Genomic DNA, 15,806 nt, shown 5'->3' with positions numbered 1-15,806 from the left:
GAACGACCACCCCGCATCTGGTCTGTCTGTCCTTTCGGACCATCATCACAAGCTGGTTGGCCAGCCTTTATTTTTAATACCCGGTACTACCCGTCTGCTTACTATTACAGTGCTTTATCGTTTGGTGCTTTGAACAGGGCTTTCATGTCGTCAGACAATTCAAAGTTCATGTTCAGGTTTTTCGGAGGAATAGGTTTTTTGAACCAGGTTTCAAACCACTTGGTTGCTTCACCGGAGGTTTGCGCCTTCACGATGGTGTCATCAACCAGTTTTTTGAATTCCGCATCGTCTTTACGCATCATGCAGCCGTAAGCTTCTTTCGACTGCGGCGTACCGATGATTTCCCAGTTATCAGGTTTTTTGGCTTTGGCACGTTCGCCCGCCAGCAGTGCATCATCCATCATGAACGCTACCGCACGGCCTGTTTCCAGCGTACGGAAAGAGTCACCGTGGTCTTTGGCGCTGATAATGCGCAGATCCAGTTTCTTCTCTTCGTTCAGTTTGTTCAGCAGCACTTCAGAGGTGGTGCCGGAGGTGACCACGACGGTTTTGCCTTTCAGGTCAGAGAAATCTTTGATGTCTGAGCCTTTTTTGACTAACAGACGGGTGCCGATAACGAAGATGGTGTCTGAGAAGGCCGCTTGTTGCTGACGTTCCAGATTATTGGTGGTTGAACCACACTCAAAATCGTAAGTGCCGTTTTGCAGCAGCGGGATACGGTTTTGCGAGGTGATTGGCATCATTTTTACTTGCAGGTTTGGCAGGTCCAGCTTTTTCTTGACTGCATCAACGATAGCGTTGGAATAGTCCTGTGAATAACCTACGACTTTCTGTTCGTTATTGTAGTAAGAGAATGGCACCGAGGACTCACGGTGACCGACGACGATAACGCCATTATCTTTAATTTTTTTCAGAGTGCCGGTCAGTTCTTCCGCGTGGGCAAAGCTGCTTGCGGCAACGCTTGCCAACAGTACTGATAACGCCAATTTGCGCAATTGCATGTCCAACTCCTTGCTGTCATTAGGGATCCAAACTCAGGGATCAGAAAGTGCTAATGCCTCGTCATATGAAGCTAGAAAATAACTGAATGTGAAATTTATGAAACAACATTGTTTCTTTTTTGAGACGGGGCGCGCACCAAATCAAAGCAGACAACAGGCCATGCACTTCAAAAGTGCATGAGGAACAGCCTTTTTGTACCAAAATGATGCAAGACGTCAAAAAATGTCACTAATCAGATATCTTTCAAACAGATGTAGCAAAACGCGTGCCAGTTGGCCTGATTTAACTTCGAAGGCAAATTAAAATTCAGCGCTTAATACCGCCTTTCAAACAATCGGCAGCAGGTAACAGGGAGGGATTTTGCAGGCAGGGAAGGGGGTGCGACAAAAAAGAACAGGCGCCCGAAGGCGCCTGACAGTATAGCCCTGTCTTAACAGGGCTTATTGATGACTTACGTCAGGGGATGATCTGGCCTTTACGACGTCCCAGCCAGATAGCCACAACGGCCATGAGCAGGGTCACAAACCACACCGGCCACCAGCCCATGCGTGCGTAAGGGGTCATGCCGGTAGTTGGCGTAACCTTCACGTTCAGCACCTGACGGGTAAACTGCGGGATTTCAGCCGTAACGTCACCCTGCGCATTCACAACCGCGGTAACACCGTTGTTAGTGCTGCGCAGCAGAGGGCGCCCCAGTTCCAGTGAACGCATGCGCGCCATCTGGAAATGCTGCCACGGACCAATCGAATGGCCGAACCAGGCATCGTTGGAAATCGTCAGCAGAAAGTTAGTATCCGGTTGCAGGTTATCGCGCACCTGTTCACCAAATACCACTTCATAGCAAATCGCGGTGGTCAGATTAAGGCCGCTGACCATCAGTGGTTTCTGGACGTACGCCCCGCTGGTCAGCCCCGACATCGGTAAATCGAAGAACGGTGCCAGAGGGCGCAGTATGGTTTCCAGCGGCACGAATTCCCCGAACGGTACCAGATGATGTTTGTTGAAACGGTTGTCGTCCGGATAGCGATAAGACTGCTCGCCGCCGAGCACAATGGCGCTGTTATACACCTTCATGCCTTCTTCATTGCGACGGGCATCAATAACGCCGGTAACCAGCTGCGTACCGTGCGAGCGGTAAATGTTATCCACCATACTCAGGAAGGCTTGCTGATCGGATTCAATATCTGAAATTGCTGATTCCGGCCAGATGATCATATTGGCTTTGCCAAGGTACGGGCGGCTGAGATCCAGATAGGTTTGCAAAGCACTTTCCAGCGCTTTCGGATCCCACTTCATCGACTGTGGAATGTTGCCCTGAACCAGCGCGACATCCACCGTTTTGTCCGTCTGTTCCTGATACCAGTGAACGTAACGCAACGGCCACGGCAGCATTAACATGGCCAGCGCAATGATTCCCGGCGTGATGCGCCGCTGGTGGAATGCGTAAACCAGCAGGCCACTCAACGACGTCAGCAGCAGCGTAATGCCATCAACACCGGTGATCGGCGCGAGGCCTTTCAGCGGACCGTCGATCTGGCTGTAGCCAAATTGCAGCCACGGGAAACCAGTCAGCACCCAGCCACGCAAAAACTCGGTGATTTGCCATAGGGCGGGCGCGGCAAGCGCCAGTTTCCACCAGGTTGTCTTCGGCCACAGTTTGCTGAATACGCCGGCAAACAGCATGGTGTAAAGCGACAAATACGCCGCCAGCAAAACCACCAGAAACAGGTTGATGGCTTCCGGCATGCCGCCAAAGGTGGCGATACTGACATACACCCAGTTTACGCCACTGCCAAAAAGACCCATTCCCCAGAAGAAGCCGATCAGCGAGGCCTGAGACGGGCGGCGATCCAGCGTTAATGCCAGCAGGCCGCAGAGCGAGACAATCGCAGCAGGCCAGAAGTCATAAGGGGAAAAGGAGAACGTGCCACAGGCACCGAATAAGAGCGCCAGCAGGGCGCGAACCCGCTGGCGTTGGTATAAAGAGGCAATTGCCATGGAGAATTATTCTTCCAGTATTGGTTGCGGCGCGTCGTCCGGTATTTTTACGTGAACCTGAATGATACGGCGGCTGTCTGCCATCGCAACCTTGAACAGGTAACCGTCAATTTCAATGCTTTCACCACGGGCCGGTAAATGGCCGAATGACTGCATGACCAGACCACCAATAGTATCAACTTCGTCGTCACTGTAATTTGTCTGGAACACTTCATTGAAGTCTTCAATCGGCGCGAGGGCGCGAACAGTATACGTGTGACGGCTGAGCTGGCGGATATCCAGATCTTCCGCTTCGTCATACTCATCATCGATTTCGCCGACAATCAGTTCGAGGATATCTTCGATGGTTACCAGACCGGAAACGCCGCCGAATTCATCAACGACAATCGCCATATGATAACGCTGGGAGCGGAATTCTTTCAGCATGCGGTCGACGCGTTTGCTCTCAGGAACTACCACGGCGGTTCTCAGCACTTTATCGATGCTGAATGGCTCAGACGTTGTGCGCATAAACGGCAGCAAGTCTTTGGCCATCAGGATGCCTTCAATGTGATCCTTATCTTCGCTGATCACCGGGAAACGTGAGTGGGCAGATTCGATGATGACATCGAGGCACTCTTCCAGCGGTTGATTGCGTTTAAGCGTGATCATTTGAGAACGGGGGATCATGATGTCCCGGACGCGCTGCTCGGCGATATCCATCACGCCTTCCAGCATGTCACGGGTATCGGGGTCGATCAGATCGTTTTGTTCTGAATCACGGATCAGCTCAACCAAATCGCCACGGTTTTTCGGTTCACCGTGAAAAAGTTGGCTAAGGATAAGGGAAAAGAAGCCCTTCTTGGGACTGGGGCTGTCACTATTTTGTGAATGGTCATCGCTCATGGCGTTTGGTTTGTTTTACTCGTGTTAGTGAAAAATATTTAGCTCGCTTAGTAAACGCCGATGGAAAGGAGAACTCTCCTTTCCATCGGGTTGCTATAGACAGAACTAATCTCAGTTATCTTCTTTCTCTGAAATATACGGGTCCGGATAACCCAGCCCCTGCATGATCTCAGTTTCAATCGATTCCATTTCTTCGGCTTCTTCGTCAACGATATGGTCATACCCCAGCAAATGCAAACTGCCGTGAATAACCATATGTGCCCAGTGTGCCAGCAACTCTTTTTCCTGCTCTTTGGCTTCCTTCTCGACGACCTGACGACAAATGATCAAATCGCCCAGCAGCGGCATTTCCATGCCCGGAGGAGCTTCGAACGGGAAGGATAACACGTTGGTCGGTTTATCCATGCCACGATACGTCATATTAAGTTCATGGCTTTCAGGGATATCGACCAGACGAATGGTGACTTCTGATTCTTCCTGAAACTGTGGAAGCACGGCTTCCAGCCATGTCTGGAAGTCATTTTCTGACGGTAAACCTGCTGTCTCTTCACAGGCAATTTGTAGATCGAGGATTACCGTATTCATTGACTGACCTGTTGGGATGAAATGTGTTCATGTTTACGCTCTGCGGTAATCGCATCGCGGCGTTTCTGATCTTCTTCTTCCCAGGCTTCGTACGCGACAACGATACGCGCCACGACAGGGTGGCGAACCACGTCTTCACTGTGGAAAAAGTTAAAGCTTAGCTCTTCAACCGACGACAGCACCTCAATGGCGTGGCGCAGACCGGATTTCTGATGGCGCGGTAAGTCAATTTGCGTCACGTCGCCGGTGATCACCGCTTTGGAGTTGAAACCAATACGGGTCAGGAACATCTTCATCTGTTCAATAGAGGTGTTCTGGCTTTCGTCGAGAATAATAAAGGCGTCATTGAGTGTACGGCCACGCATGTAGGCCAGCGGGGCGACTTCAATCACGTTGCGCTCAATCAGCTTTTCGACTTTCTCGAAACCGAGCATTTCGAACAGTGCGTCATACAGCGGGCGCAGGTACGGGTCAACTTTCTGGCTGAGATCGCCAGGCAGGAAGCCCAGTTTTTCACCGGCTTCTACTGCCGGGCGGGTCAGAAGAATGCGACGCACTTCCTGACGCTCCAGCGCATCAACGGCAGCGGCCACCGCCAGATAGGTTTTACCCGTACCCGCCGGACCGATACCAAAGGTGATGTCGTGATCGAAAATATTGGCGATGTACTGCGCCTGATTCGGCGTACGCGGTTTCACCATCCCACGTTTGGTTTTGATGATGACCGATTTGCCGTAGTCAGGCACACTTTCTGCGGTTTGCTCAAGCACCCGGCTTTCTTTAATGGCCAGATGGATTTTCTCAGGATCGATATCCTGAGTTTCACCACGCACCGGTGCCGTGTCGACGTATAAATCACGCAGGATGTCTGCCGCTGCGGCGACGGCCAGGCTTTTACCGACCAGTTTAAATGCGTTATCACGACGGTTGATTTCCACGCCCAACCGGCGTTCCAGTTGTTTGATGTTGTCATCAAACGGCCCGCACAGGCTCATCAGGCGCTGATTGTCTTCGGGCTCCAGTAAAATCTCTTGTGTTACAACGTTCAAACGAATCCTCTGGGCCACTTTGGACCTGTTGCGATTTTACCCGGCTGCGAACTGCTGACAGCCGTTAACCATACCTGAGTTAATAATACATCCCCTTGGCAAAATATGCTGCGCTGCGGCGAGCGTTGCAGGGACCTTCATTCGAATATGCGGCCTGTCACGAAAAATTAAACCCTTCTGACGGCCGTAATGTGGAAATTCATAAATGAAAACAGGACGCCAAAGCGCCCTGTGCAGGTTTTTTAATGCATTACTTTGATGATTCAGGGTTGATACATTCCAACGCCTAATTCATTTTCTTTACGCGTACGGGCGATCACAGATTGCGGCGATTCATGCAGGCGCAGCGCCATTTGCTCTTCGGTCCGCACGACTACGCCACGCAACGAGTTGGTATACACATCGACGATTTCTACGTCGACAAATTTACCAATCATGTCGGGGGTGCCTTCAAAGTTGACCACGCGGTTACACTCCGTGCGCCCGGTCAGCTCCATAATATCCTTACGCGATGTTCCTTCGACCAGAATACGCTGAACTGTGCCGAGCGTGGCGCGACTAAAGCGCATGACCTGTTGCGTAATTCTGTCCTGCAACAGCGCCAGACGCTGTTTCTTCTCGTCCATAGCGACATCATCGACCATGTCTGCAGCGGGGGTGCCGGGGCGTGGTGAGTAGATGAAGCTGAAGCTGACGTCGTAATTGACCTGTGCAATCAGGTCCATGGTGCGTTCAAAATCATCGTGGGTTTCGCCAGGGAAGCCGATGATGAAGTCAGAACTGAAATGGATATCCGGACGGGCAGCGCGTAATTTGCGGATGGTCGATTTGTATTCCAGCACCGTATGAGGGCGTTTCATTATGGTCAGGATTCGGTCCGAACCGCTCTGAATTGGCAGATGCAGGAAGCTCACCAGCTCCGGCGTATCTTTATACACCTCAATGATATCGTCAGTGAATTCAACCGGATGGCTGGTGGTAAAGCGAATGCGGTCAATGCCGTCAATCGCGGCAACCAGACGCAGCAATTCTGCAAACGTACAGATCCCACCTTCAAACGCTTCGCCGCGATAAGCGTTCACATTCTGCCCGAGCAGATTAACTTCACGTACGCCTTGCGCCGCCAGTTGCGCGACTTCAAACAGAACGTCATCACAAGGACGGCTGACTTCCTCGCCACGTGTGTAAGGCACGACGCAGAAACTGCAATATTTGTTGCACCCTTCCATAATAGAGACGAACGCTGTCGGGCCATCGGCACGGGGTTCTGGTAAACGGTCGAATTTTTCGATTTCCGGGAAGCTGATGTCCACGACAGGGCTGTGCGTTCCGCGCACATGATTCACCATTTCCGGCAGGCGGTGCAGGGTCTGCGGGCCGAAGACGATATCCACGCACGGCGCGCGCTTACGCAGTAACTCACCTTCCTGAGAGGCCACGCAGCCGCCGACACCGATAATCACATCCGGGTTTTTCTTTTTGAGTAATTTCCAGTGGCCGAGCAGACTGAACACTTTCTCCTGAGCTTTTTCCCTGATTGAACAAGTGTTGAGCAGGAGAATATCTGCCTCTTCAGCATTATCCGTCAGCTGATAACCGTGGGTGCTTTCGAGAAGGTCTGCCATTTTGGATGAATCATATTCATTCATCTGGCAGCCCCAGGTTTTGATGTGCAGTTTTTTAGTCATCAGCGTGTCAGTACTCAATACGGAGGAAAAAACGGATGTTTGGCAATGCCGTAATGCATAGCGCAGTTCAGGGAAACTATTGTAAACCCTCACTCCGGTGGTGACCAGTGCAGGAAAGCAGCTTAGGTTCGGATACAGACACAAAAATCCGGTACACTTTGCTCAATGAACTGAATAAAAAGCCGGAATAAAATGAATAATCCTGAGAAGTTATTTGATGCAGTGATTGTCGGTGGCGGGATGGTGGGGGCCGCGGCGGCGCTCGGTCTGGCACAGCAGGGCCTGCAGGTGGCATTGATCGAGAATGAAGAGCCTGCCGGATTTGACCCGTCAGCACCGGCTGATTTACGCATCTCCGCCATTGGCTGTGCATCTGCACGCTTTTTACAGAAACTGGGTGCGTGGCATGCCGTTGAAAAAATGCGCTCCGTGCCTTACCGCCGCCTGGAAACCTGGGAGGTCGATGGCTCCGAAGTGAAGTTTGATGCGCAGTCCCTGGGGTTGCCGGAGCTCGGGTTCATGGTAGAAAACCGTGTGCTTCAGCTTGCTCTGTGGCAGCAGTTTGATGCCTGTCCGAATCTTGCCCGTTTTTGCCCGGCAAAATTGCGCCATCTCTTAAAGCATGACGACAATACCTGGTCGCTCCAGCTAACCACCGGTGAGCTGCTGCATACGCAGCTGGTGATTGCTGCTGATGGGGCAAACTCGCTGGTGCGCCAGCTCGCGGGGATTGGAGTGGATGGCTGGCAGTATCGTCAGAACTGCATGCTGATTAATGTCGAAACACAAACGCCGGATCAGGATGTTACATGGCAGCAATTCTTTCCGTCAGGTCCGCGGGCTTTCCTGCCACTGTTTGGGCACCAGGCCTCGCTGGTCTGGTACGACAGCCCGCAGCGTATCCGTTATTTGCAAACGCTGAACATGAAACAGCTGAGCGCAGAAATTATGCAGGCCTTTCCGGCGCGGCTTGGAAAGGTTCAGGCGCTGTCTGCCGGGGCTTTCCCATTGGTTCGCCGCCATGCCCAGCGCTATGTCTTACCGGGGTTAGCCCTGGTCGGTGACGCAGCGCATACCATCAACCCGCTAGCCGGGCAGGGCGTGAATCTGGGCTATCGTGACGTTGAGTCGTTATTATCCGTGCTGGAAAAAGCGCGTGATCATGATGAAGCCTGGAGCAGCGAAAAGGTGTTGTTGCGTTATCAGCGTCAGCGACGTCTGGATAATTTGCTGATGCAAAGTGGAATGGATTTGTTCTACACCGCGTTTAGCAATGATTTGGCGCCAGTGAAAGCCTTGCGTAATCTGGCGCTGATGACTGCTGAGCGCGCCGGTGGCCTGAAGACGAAAGCATTAAAGTACGCACTGGGGATCTGACGATCAGAAGGCTGGCAGAATCTTCTCTGCCAGCTTAAACATGGCAGAAAAATAACGCTCAGAAATGCAAAAGGCCCGCAAAATGATTTGCGGGCCTTTCTAATGTGGCTGGGGTGCCAGGATTCGAACCTGGGTATGCTGGTATCAGAAACCAGAGCCTTACCGCTTGGCGACACCCCAATGGTGTTTCTTACTGCTTTCTACAATTGAACTCTTTAATAAGAATGCTCAGTTGTAAAATGGTGGCTACGACGGGATTTGAACCTGTGACCCCATCATTATGAGTGATGTGCTCTAACCAGCTGAGCTACGTAGCCAAATTTTACTGATTTACTTCAAAACTTCAAGCACTAATTTAACTAACTTAATAATAAATTTCAAGTGCTTACCAGCGAAAAGAAGAAGTATGGCTGGGGTACCTGGATTCGAACCAGGGTATGCTGGTATCAAAAACCAGTGCCTTACCGCTTGGCGATACCCCAACAGTACAACAACTTCAAACTGGGTTTTCTCTGCTGACACATCAAAGACATGACAATAAAGAAATGGCTGGGGTACCAGGATTCGAACCTGGGAATGCTGGTATCAAAAACCAGTGCCTTACCGCTTGGCGATACCCCAACTGTGCTACCGATGTCCGGAAATGGTGCGGGAGGCGAGACTTGAACTCGCACACCTTGCGGCGCTAGAACCTAAATCTAGTGCGTCTACCAATTTCGCCACTCCCGCAAAAAAGATGGTGGCTACGACGGGATTCGAACCTGTGACCCCATCATTATGAGTGATGTGCTCTAACCAACTGAGCTACGTAGCCATCTTTTTTCGCGCTACCTTCATCGGCGTTGCGGGGCGCATTATGCGTATATGACCGTTTTGCGTCAACACCTTTTTTGGAGAAAAAGCGTTGATGGCGTTCATTTGTCTGGCTTATAACCACTCTGGTGATTAATTGGGCAAAAGACATTATTTTTATTGGCTTTACCCATAAAAAAATGGGCCAAAAGTGGCCCATTAATGAAGGGAAGAGTAACTCTGAAATCGATTATTTGTAGGCAGACTGGTGTACGCCCACCGCACGGCCAGAAGGATCGTCCATGTTTTTGAACGCTTCATCCCATTCGATGGCTTTCGCAGAAGAACAGGCCACTGAAGGGCCGCCAGGCACGCATTCTGCCGCGCTTGGAACCGGGAATAACTCTTCAAAAATCGTACGGTACAGGTAGCCTTCTTTCGAGGTCGGCGTGTTGTACGGGAAACGGAAATGTGCAGTTTCGAGTTGTTGATCGGTGATCTGCTGAGCAGCCACTTCTTTTAACGTATCGATCCAGCTGTAGCCCACACCATCAGAGAATTGCTCTTTCTGACGCCATGCAACGCTGTGTGGTAAATAGGACTCGAAACATTCACGCAGGATATGTTTCTCCATTTTACCGTTGCCGCACATCTTGTCTTTCGGGTTCAGGCGCATTGCCACGTCGAGGAATTTTTTGTCCAGGAACGGTACGCGGGCTTCAACGCCCCAGGCAGACATCGCTTTGTTGGCGCGGGCACAATCATACATATGCAGGGCCAGCAGTTTACGCACGGTTTCTTCGTGGAATTCTTTGGCGTTCGGTGCTTTATGGAAGTAAAGGTATCCGCCCAAGACTTCGTCTGCGCCTTCACCCGACAGCACCATTTTAATGCCCATCGCTTTGATTTTACGTGACATTAAGTACATCGGCGTCGAGGCGCGAATGGTGGTGACGTCATAGGTTTCGATGTGATAAATCACGTCGCGAATTGCATCCAGCCCTTCCTGCACGGTGAAATGAATTTCATGGTGCACGGTGCCCAAATGCGTTGCGACTTCTTTGGCTGCGCGTAAATCGGGTGAACCTTCCAGTCCGACAGCAAAGGAGTGCAGTTGCGGCCACCAGGCTTCGCTTTGATCTTTGTCTTCGATGCGACGACCGGCAAATTTCTTGGTAATCGCAGAAATGACGGAGGAATCAAGACCACCAGACAGCAGCACGCCGTAAGGCACGTCAGACATCAGGTGACTTTTTACAGATTCTTCCAGCGCATCTTTCAATGCTTTGGCATCCGTAACGTTGTCTTTGACGTTGTCAAAATCGAACCAGTCGCGATGATAATATTCGCGGATCTCACCGTCCTGGCTCCACAGGTAGCTGCCCGCCGGGAATTCTTTGATCGTGCGGCAAACCGGCACCAGCGCTTTCATTTCTGACGCCACATACATGTTGCCGTTTTCGTCATAACCCATGTACAGCGGGATGATGCCCAGATGGTCGCGGCCGATCAGGTAGGCGTCTTTTTCTGTGTCATAGAGAATAAAGGCGAACATGCCTTGCAGGTCATCGAGGAAGTCATGACCTTTTTCCTGATACAGCGCCAAAATCACTTCGCAGTCTGAAGCTGTCTGGAATTCATACTTGTCGCCTAACTCAGCGCGCAAAGCCTGATGGTTGTAGATTTCGCCGTTTACAGCCAGAACGTGGGTGTGTGCTGCGTTGTACAGCGGCTGTGCGCCGTTGTTGACGTCGACAATGGACAGACGCTCATGCGACAAAATCGCTTTATCGCTGGCAAATACGCCGGACCAGTCGGGTCCGCGGTGGCGCATCAGGCGCGAAAGTTCCAGCGCTTTTTTGCGCAGCTCGACGGAGTCAGTTTTGATATCGAGCACACCGAAAATTGAACACATAAGTCTTTCTCCCTAACGTTTCTCTGGCTGTCATTTTTATGAGGGTCAACGTTGCCGGTCTTTCTGTTTGAGTCTGGCGATGTTGCGTTGCTGACTATGAAAATGCGTCAAAACCCCCATCCTGTGCAAGCGGTTTAATGCTCTTCTGACAAATAGTCTGTTAACCAGTGCAGATCTTTAGCGGATTATTGGTTTTAAGATGTTTTTATTGATGAATCATCAATTTTATCGCGAAATATTGACGGGCATGCAAAAAATGAGAAAAGAGGAGATAAAACAAGCAACAAGACAAAAAAAAGCGAGCCAGAACAAAAGTCAGGGCTCGCTTTCAAGGACTTAAAGGACGTCGTTAAATGATATCGATGTCAGCGACAGAAGGATAAATCCAGGTCGGCCGGAACGGCATGCCTTCAATATCATTGAGCGTTGAAACGCCGGAGAGCACCAGAATAGTTTCCAGACCGGCCTGGAAGCCCGCCAGAATGTCGGTTCGCAGATTGTCACCCACGATCACCGTGCCATCGGAGTGCGCCTGCATTTTGTTCAGCGCTGAGCGAATGATCCATGGGCTCGGTTTACCGACATAAAAGGGTTTGCGGCCAGTGATTTTTTCGATTGGCGCGCACAGCGCACCGCAGGCCGGGGTAAATCCGTGGCCGTGGTTATCAGGGTTCGTGGCAATAAAGCGTGCGCCGTTCGCAACGAAGAACGCCGCTTTATGGATCATATCCCAGTTGTAAGAGCGGGTTTCGCCGACGATCACAAAATCAGGATTGATGTCAGTAATGGTGAAACCGGCTTTATACAGTTCGTGGATCAGCGCACCTTCGCCGACCACGTAGGCTTTCTTGCCTTCCTGACGTTTCAGGAAATCTGCGGTCGCCATAGCGGAGGTAAAGAAAGCGCTTTCCGGCACGTCAAGACCGGCCGCACTGAAGCGATTTGCCAGATCCTGCGCGGTCTGAGAAGGGTAGTTGGTGAGAATGACCAGAGGCATTCCCTGTTCCTGAATACGGGCGAGAAAACGATCGGCGCCGGGTACTGCGGAATTGTCGTGCAACAGCACGCCATCAATGTCACAGATAACATTCTTTATAGTCATGATTTCCAAACCCACTTTTCCAGCTCCATTTCTGGCAGCCAACAACTATAGCACGTCTTAATTTTCCAGCAGACGCTGCAAAAGAACGCCATTGAGCATGGCGCGTTTGACCAGTGCAAAAGCGCCAATCGCCGACTGATGATTCAGCGCCGATGTCACCACCGGCAGGTTGCGGCGAAAATCTTTCAGAACCTGCGCATTAATGCAGTTTTGAATCGCAGGCAGCAGGACTTTATCGGCCTCAGTAATTTCACCGGCGATCACCACTTTTTGCGGATTAAACAGGTTGATGGCAATCGACACGGCTTTTCCCAGCTGACGGCCTACGTGATCGATCACTTCCGTCGCGAGGGCATCGTGGCGATTTGCCGCTTTGCAAATAGCGGAAATCGAACAGTCATTGAGGCTGAGTTTGCTGGCATAGCCTTGTGTGAGCAGATGACGCACGCGATTTTCGATGGCCGCGTTGGCAGCAACAGTTTCCAGACAGCCAAAATTCCCGCAATGGCAGCGTTCACCCAACGGGTCGATCTGAATGTGGCCGATCTCGCCCACATTTCCGTTACTGCCCAGAAAAATCTGCCCGTTAACAATAATTCCCGCGCCGGTACCGCGGTGCAAACGAACTAAAATGGAGTCCTGACAGTCGCGGGTTGCACCGAAATAGTGCTCAGCGAGCGCCAGACTGCGGATATCGTGGCCAACAAAACTGGTGACTTTGAAGCGGGCTTCGAGCGCGTCCACTAATTTCCATGCGCCGACGCTGATATGCGGCATGTAACGGACGATACCTTTGTTGGGATCAACCAGGCCGGGAAGGATGACGGAAATCGCAATCAGCTCGCGGATTTTGCGCTGGTTCAGCTCGATAAATTGCGAGATTGCCTCAAAGAGCGCGTTCTCAAGGGTTTCCTGAGTGCGTTCCGGCAGGGCGTAATGCTGTTCGGCCAGTGATTTGGCGCTGAGATCGTAAAGCGTAATCGTCGCATCGTGGCGACCAAGGCGTACGGCGATGGTATGAAAAGGGCGGGTTTCGGTAATGATCGAAATCGCGCGACGGCCCCCGGTGGACGCCTGTTGTTCCACCTCTTTTATGAGGCCACGCTCAAGTAACTGTCGGGTGATTTTGGTCACACTGGCGGGCGCAAGCTGGCTCACGTCGGCAATCTGAATGCGCGAAATGGGCCCCTGTTGATCAATCAGGCGGTAAACCGCCGCGCCGTTTAACTGCTTAACCAGATCAACGTTGCCGATTTGTGCCTGCTGTCCGCCAGTTGTCATCAATGCTGTTATCCGCTCAATTAAACTTCGTCACCGTTAACGATAGTTTTTGTGATTTTAAAATCATGAGTGAACGCGGTGAGGTTGGCGACTTTGCCTGCTTCGATGCTGCCTAACTGGTCGTCGAAACCGATAGCGCGTGCCGGATAAAGTGACGCCATACGCAGCGTTTCATCCAGTGCGATGCCAACATGTTCGACGCTGTTCTGTACCGCTTCGATCATGGTCAGGGCAGAGCCGCTCAGTGTTCCGTTCTCGTCCACACAGAGTCCATCACGGTAGTATATTGTTTTACCGGCAAAAATGAACTCATCAATGTTGGCACCTGCTGGCGCAGTGGCATCTGTGACCAGCACCAGCTTGTCACCTTTGAGCTTTTTCGCGTTGCGGATATTCGCCCAGTCAACGTGCAGACCGTCAGCAATCACGCCGGTATAGACTTCAGGTGTATCGAAAATTGCACCAATCAGGCCAGGCTGGCGGCCGGTAATGGCAGGCATTGCATTATAAAGGTGCGTAGCGAAGGAGATACCCGCGGCGAAACCGGTGCGCGCCTGCTCATACGTTGAATTGGAATGTCCCGCGGACACTACAATCCCTGCATCACGCAGCTGGCGAATGTATTTTGCATCGACCTGTTCAGGTGCCAGCGTCAGCTGGGTAATCACTTCGGCATTTGCACACAGGAAATCAATCATTGCGCTGTCTGGCAGGCGGATAAAGGCCGGATTATGGGTGCCTTTTTTCTCCGGGCTGAGATAAGGCCCTTCAAGGTGCAGACCCAGTGCCTGATTAGGGTATTTTTCCAGATAAGTGCGCATCACGCTGATACCGTGTTTCATGTAGTCATCGCTACAGGTGATCAGCGTCGGTAGGAAACTGGTACAGCCAGATTTTTCGTTGGCTTTCTGCATGATCTCTAACGTTTCTACCGAAATGGCTTCCAGAGAATCGTTGAACTGCACGCCGCCGCAGCCGTTAAGCTGCAGGTCGATAAATCCGGGAGCAAGAATGGCACCGTCCAGATCGCGGGTTTCCACATTTTCTGGCAGCTCGCTGAGCGGGCAGACACGTTCGATTTTGCCATCAGCAATCACGACCGCGTGGTTATCCAGAACGTCATGACCGGTATAGATCCGGCCGTTAATCAATGCGTACATCATGCCCCCTAGTACGTTTGCCCTGCTCCAGTCGCGCGGCCGCTGCGGTGCTGCAACGCGACTGGCTTCGGGCATAATGTTTAGTTAAAGATTTTTCATATTTTCCGCTTCTAACTCGCGGAAATATTTAACAGTTTTGACTTTAAGCTCCATGGTGGACGGCTCGTCACACACCATAACGGCTTTCGCGTGCAGTTGCAGGCAGCTGATGGTCCACATGTGGTTAATGTTACCTTCAACAGCGGCTTCAAGCGCCTGCGCCTTCGCGTGGCCGGTCACCAGGATCATCACTTCTTCCGCATCCAGCAGTGTACCTACGCCAACGGTCAGGGCATATTTTGGCACCTGAGACACGTCGTTGTCGAAGAAACGGGAGTTCGCGATGCGGGTTTCATGAGTCAGCGTCTTGATACGTGTGCGGGATGCCAGTGAAGAAGCCGGTTCGTTAAACGCGATATGACCATCATTGCCCACGCCGCCCATGAACAGGTTAATTTTGCCGTAGGATTTAATTTTTTCTTCGTACTTGCGGCATTCTTCATCGATATCTGGCGCATTACCATTCAGCAGATTGATATTTTCACTTGGGATATCAACGTGATCAAAGAAGTTTTTGTACATGAAGGTATGATAGCTCTCAGGGTGTTCCTGCGGCAGGCCAACATATTCATCCATGTTAAAGGTCACAACGTTTTTGAAGCTAACCTGGCCTGCTTTATGCATAGCGATAAGGTGTTTGTAAGCTTCAAGCGGGGTACCACCGGTAGGAAGACCGAGAATGAAAGGGCGCTCGGCAGTGGGTTTGAAGGCATTGATGCGCTCAACGATATGGCGCGCAGCCCATTTGCCGACTTCAGTGGTGGTATTTAAAGGAATAAGTCTCATCACGTACCTCTTGATTTCAGAATATTGAATATACTGTTCATACCCTTAGTCGAAACTGAAGACCTTGGGACATGTGTAGACAAAACA

Annotated in this window: 12 protein-coding genes and 6 tRNA genes; 1 reads left to right on the top strand and 17 read right to left on the bottom strand. The window is 51.3% G+C overall.

What is annotated here, in order from left to right; all coding sequences use genetic code 11:
* Nucleotides 1-104: 104 nt before the first annotated feature.
* The 6 genes from ACO0U8_RS05135 to miaB all read right to left on the bottom strand — a co-directional run bounded on the left by ACO0U8_RS05135 (nt 105) and on the right by miaB (nt 7,207).
* Entirely contained in the window at nt 105-1,001 is an 897-nt protein-coding gene (locus tag ACO0U8_RS05135) for an amino acid ABC transporter substrate-binding protein (RefSeq protein WP_056771522.1), read from the bottom strand.
* Nucleotides 1,002-1,458: 457 nt separating this feature from the next.
* Nucleotides 1,459-3,000 carry an apolipoprotein N-acyltransferase gene (lnt, locus tag ACO0U8_RS05130; protein ID WP_421670407.1) on the bottom strand — a complete coding sequence of 514 codons (1,542 nt, stop codon included), beginning with the start codon at nt 2,998-3,000 and terminating at the stop codon, nt 1,459-1,461.
* A gap of 6 nt (nt 3,001-3,006) precedes the next feature.
* The gene (gene corC, locus ACO0U8_RS05125) at nt 3,007-3,885 is read right to left on the bottom strand and encodes a CNNM family magnesium/cobalt transport protein CorC (RefSeq protein ID WP_056771527.1); all 879 of its coding nucleotides are present in this window, start codon (nt 3,883-3,885) and stop codon (nt 3,007-3,009) included.
* Between the two features lie 111 nt (nt 3,886-3,996).
* A complete protein-coding gene (ybeY, locus tag ACO0U8_RS05120; RefSeq protein WP_122095877.1) occupies nt 3,997-4,470 on the bottom strand; it encodes an rRNA maturation RNase YbeY in 474 nt (157 codons plus the stop codon).
* On the bottom strand, nt 4,467-5,465 hold the full coding sequence (locus tag ACO0U8_RS05115; protein ID WP_371414304.1) for a PhoH family protein: 999 nt from the start codon (nt 5,463-5,465) through the stop codon (nt 4,467-4,469). Before ACO0U8_RS05115 ends, ybeY begins: the two co-directional genes overlap by 4 nt.
* 317 nt (nt 5,466-5,782) lie before the next feature.
* Nucleotides 5,783-7,207, bottom strand: coding sequence for a tRNA (N6-isopentenyl adenosine(37)-C2)-methylthiotransferase MiaB (gene miaB, locus ACO0U8_RS05110; protein ID WP_421670406.1), 1,425 nt, complete (start codon nt 7,205-7,207; stop codon nt 5,783-5,785).
* A 192-nt stretch (nt 7,208-7,399) separates the two neighbouring features.
* Between miaB and ubiF the strand changes: the two genes are divergently transcribed.
* On the top strand, nt 7,400-8,584 hold the full coding sequence (ubiF, locus tag ACO0U8_RS05105) for a 3-demethoxyubiquinol 3-hydroxylase (RefSeq protein ID WP_217204931.1): 1,185 nt from the start codon (nt 7,400-7,402) through the stop codon (nt 8,582-8,584).
* 105 nt (nt 8,585-8,689) lie between these two features.
* Here the strand turns inward: ubiF and ACO0U8_RS05100 are convergent.
* The 11 genes from ACO0U8_RS05100 to nagB form a co-directional block, all read right to left on the bottom strand.
* Nucleotides 8,690-8,764, bottom strand: a tRNA-Gln gene (locus ACO0U8_RS05100).
* Nucleotides 8,765-8,824: 60 nt separating this feature from the next.
* Nucleotides 8,825-8,901, bottom strand: a tRNA-Met gene (locus ACO0U8_RS05095).
* A gap of 90 nt (nt 8,902-8,991) precedes the next feature.
* Nucleotides 8,992-9,066, bottom strand: a tRNA-Gln gene (locus tag ACO0U8_RS05090).
* Between the two features lie 64 nt (nt 9,067-9,130).
* A tRNA-Gln gene (locus ACO0U8_RS05085) sits at nt 9,131-9,205 on the bottom strand.
* A 23-nt stretch (nt 9,206-9,228) separates the two neighbouring features.
* Nucleotides 9,229-9,313 (bottom strand) — tRNA-Leu (locus tag ACO0U8_RS05080).
* 8 nt (nt 9,314-9,321) lie between these two features.
* Nucleotides 9,322-9,398, bottom strand: a tRNA-Met gene (locus ACO0U8_RS05075).
* Nucleotides 9,399-9,626: 228 nt separating this feature from the next.
* Nucleotides 9,627-11,291, bottom strand: coding sequence for an asparagine synthase B (gene asnB, locus ACO0U8_RS05070; RefSeq protein ID WP_056771545.1), 1,665 nt, complete (start codon nt 11,289-11,291; stop codon nt 9,627-9,629).
* A 349-nt stretch (nt 11,292-11,640) separates the two neighbouring features.
* Nucleotides 11,641-12,393 carry an HAD-IIA family hydrolase gene (locus ACO0U8_RS05065; RefSeq protein ID WP_421670405.1) on the bottom strand — a complete coding sequence of 251 codons (753 nt, stop codon included), beginning with the start codon at nt 12,391-12,393 and terminating at the stop codon, nt 11,641-11,643.
* Nucleotides 12,394-12,450: 57 nt separating this feature from the next.
* Entirely contained in the window at nt 12,451-13,674 is a 1,224-nt protein-coding gene (nagC, locus tag ACO0U8_RS05060; protein ID WP_056771547.1) for a DNA-binding transcriptional regulator NagC, read from the bottom strand.
* 20 nt (nt 13,675-13,694) lie between these two features.
* The gene (gene nagA / locus ACO0U8_RS05055) at nt 13,695-14,834 is read right to left on the bottom strand and encodes an N-acetylglucosamine-6-phosphate deacetylase (RefSeq protein WP_056771549.1); all 1,140 of its coding nucleotides are present in this window, start codon (nt 14,832-14,834) and stop codon (nt 13,695-13,697) included.
* Between the two features lie 84 nt (nt 14,835-14,918).
* Nucleotides 14,919-15,719 carry a glucosamine-6-phosphate deaminase gene (nagB, locus tag ACO0U8_RS05050; protein ID WP_056771552.1) on the bottom strand — a complete coding sequence of 267 codons (801 nt, stop codon included), beginning with the start codon at nt 15,717-15,719 and terminating at the stop codon, nt 14,919-14,921.
* Nucleotides 15,720-15,806 lie beyond the last annotated feature (87 nt).

It is taken from the genome of Rahnella sp. EDr1-12 (genome assembly GCF_049206505.1).
In the GTDB taxonomy this organism is placed as follows: Bacteria; Pseudomonadota; Gammaproteobacteria; order Enterobacterales; family Enterobacteriaceae; genus Rahnella; species Rahnella rivi.
The sequence above is the reverse complement of the archived record's forward strand: the minus strand, read 5'-3'. Positions and strand labels throughout refer to the sequence as shown.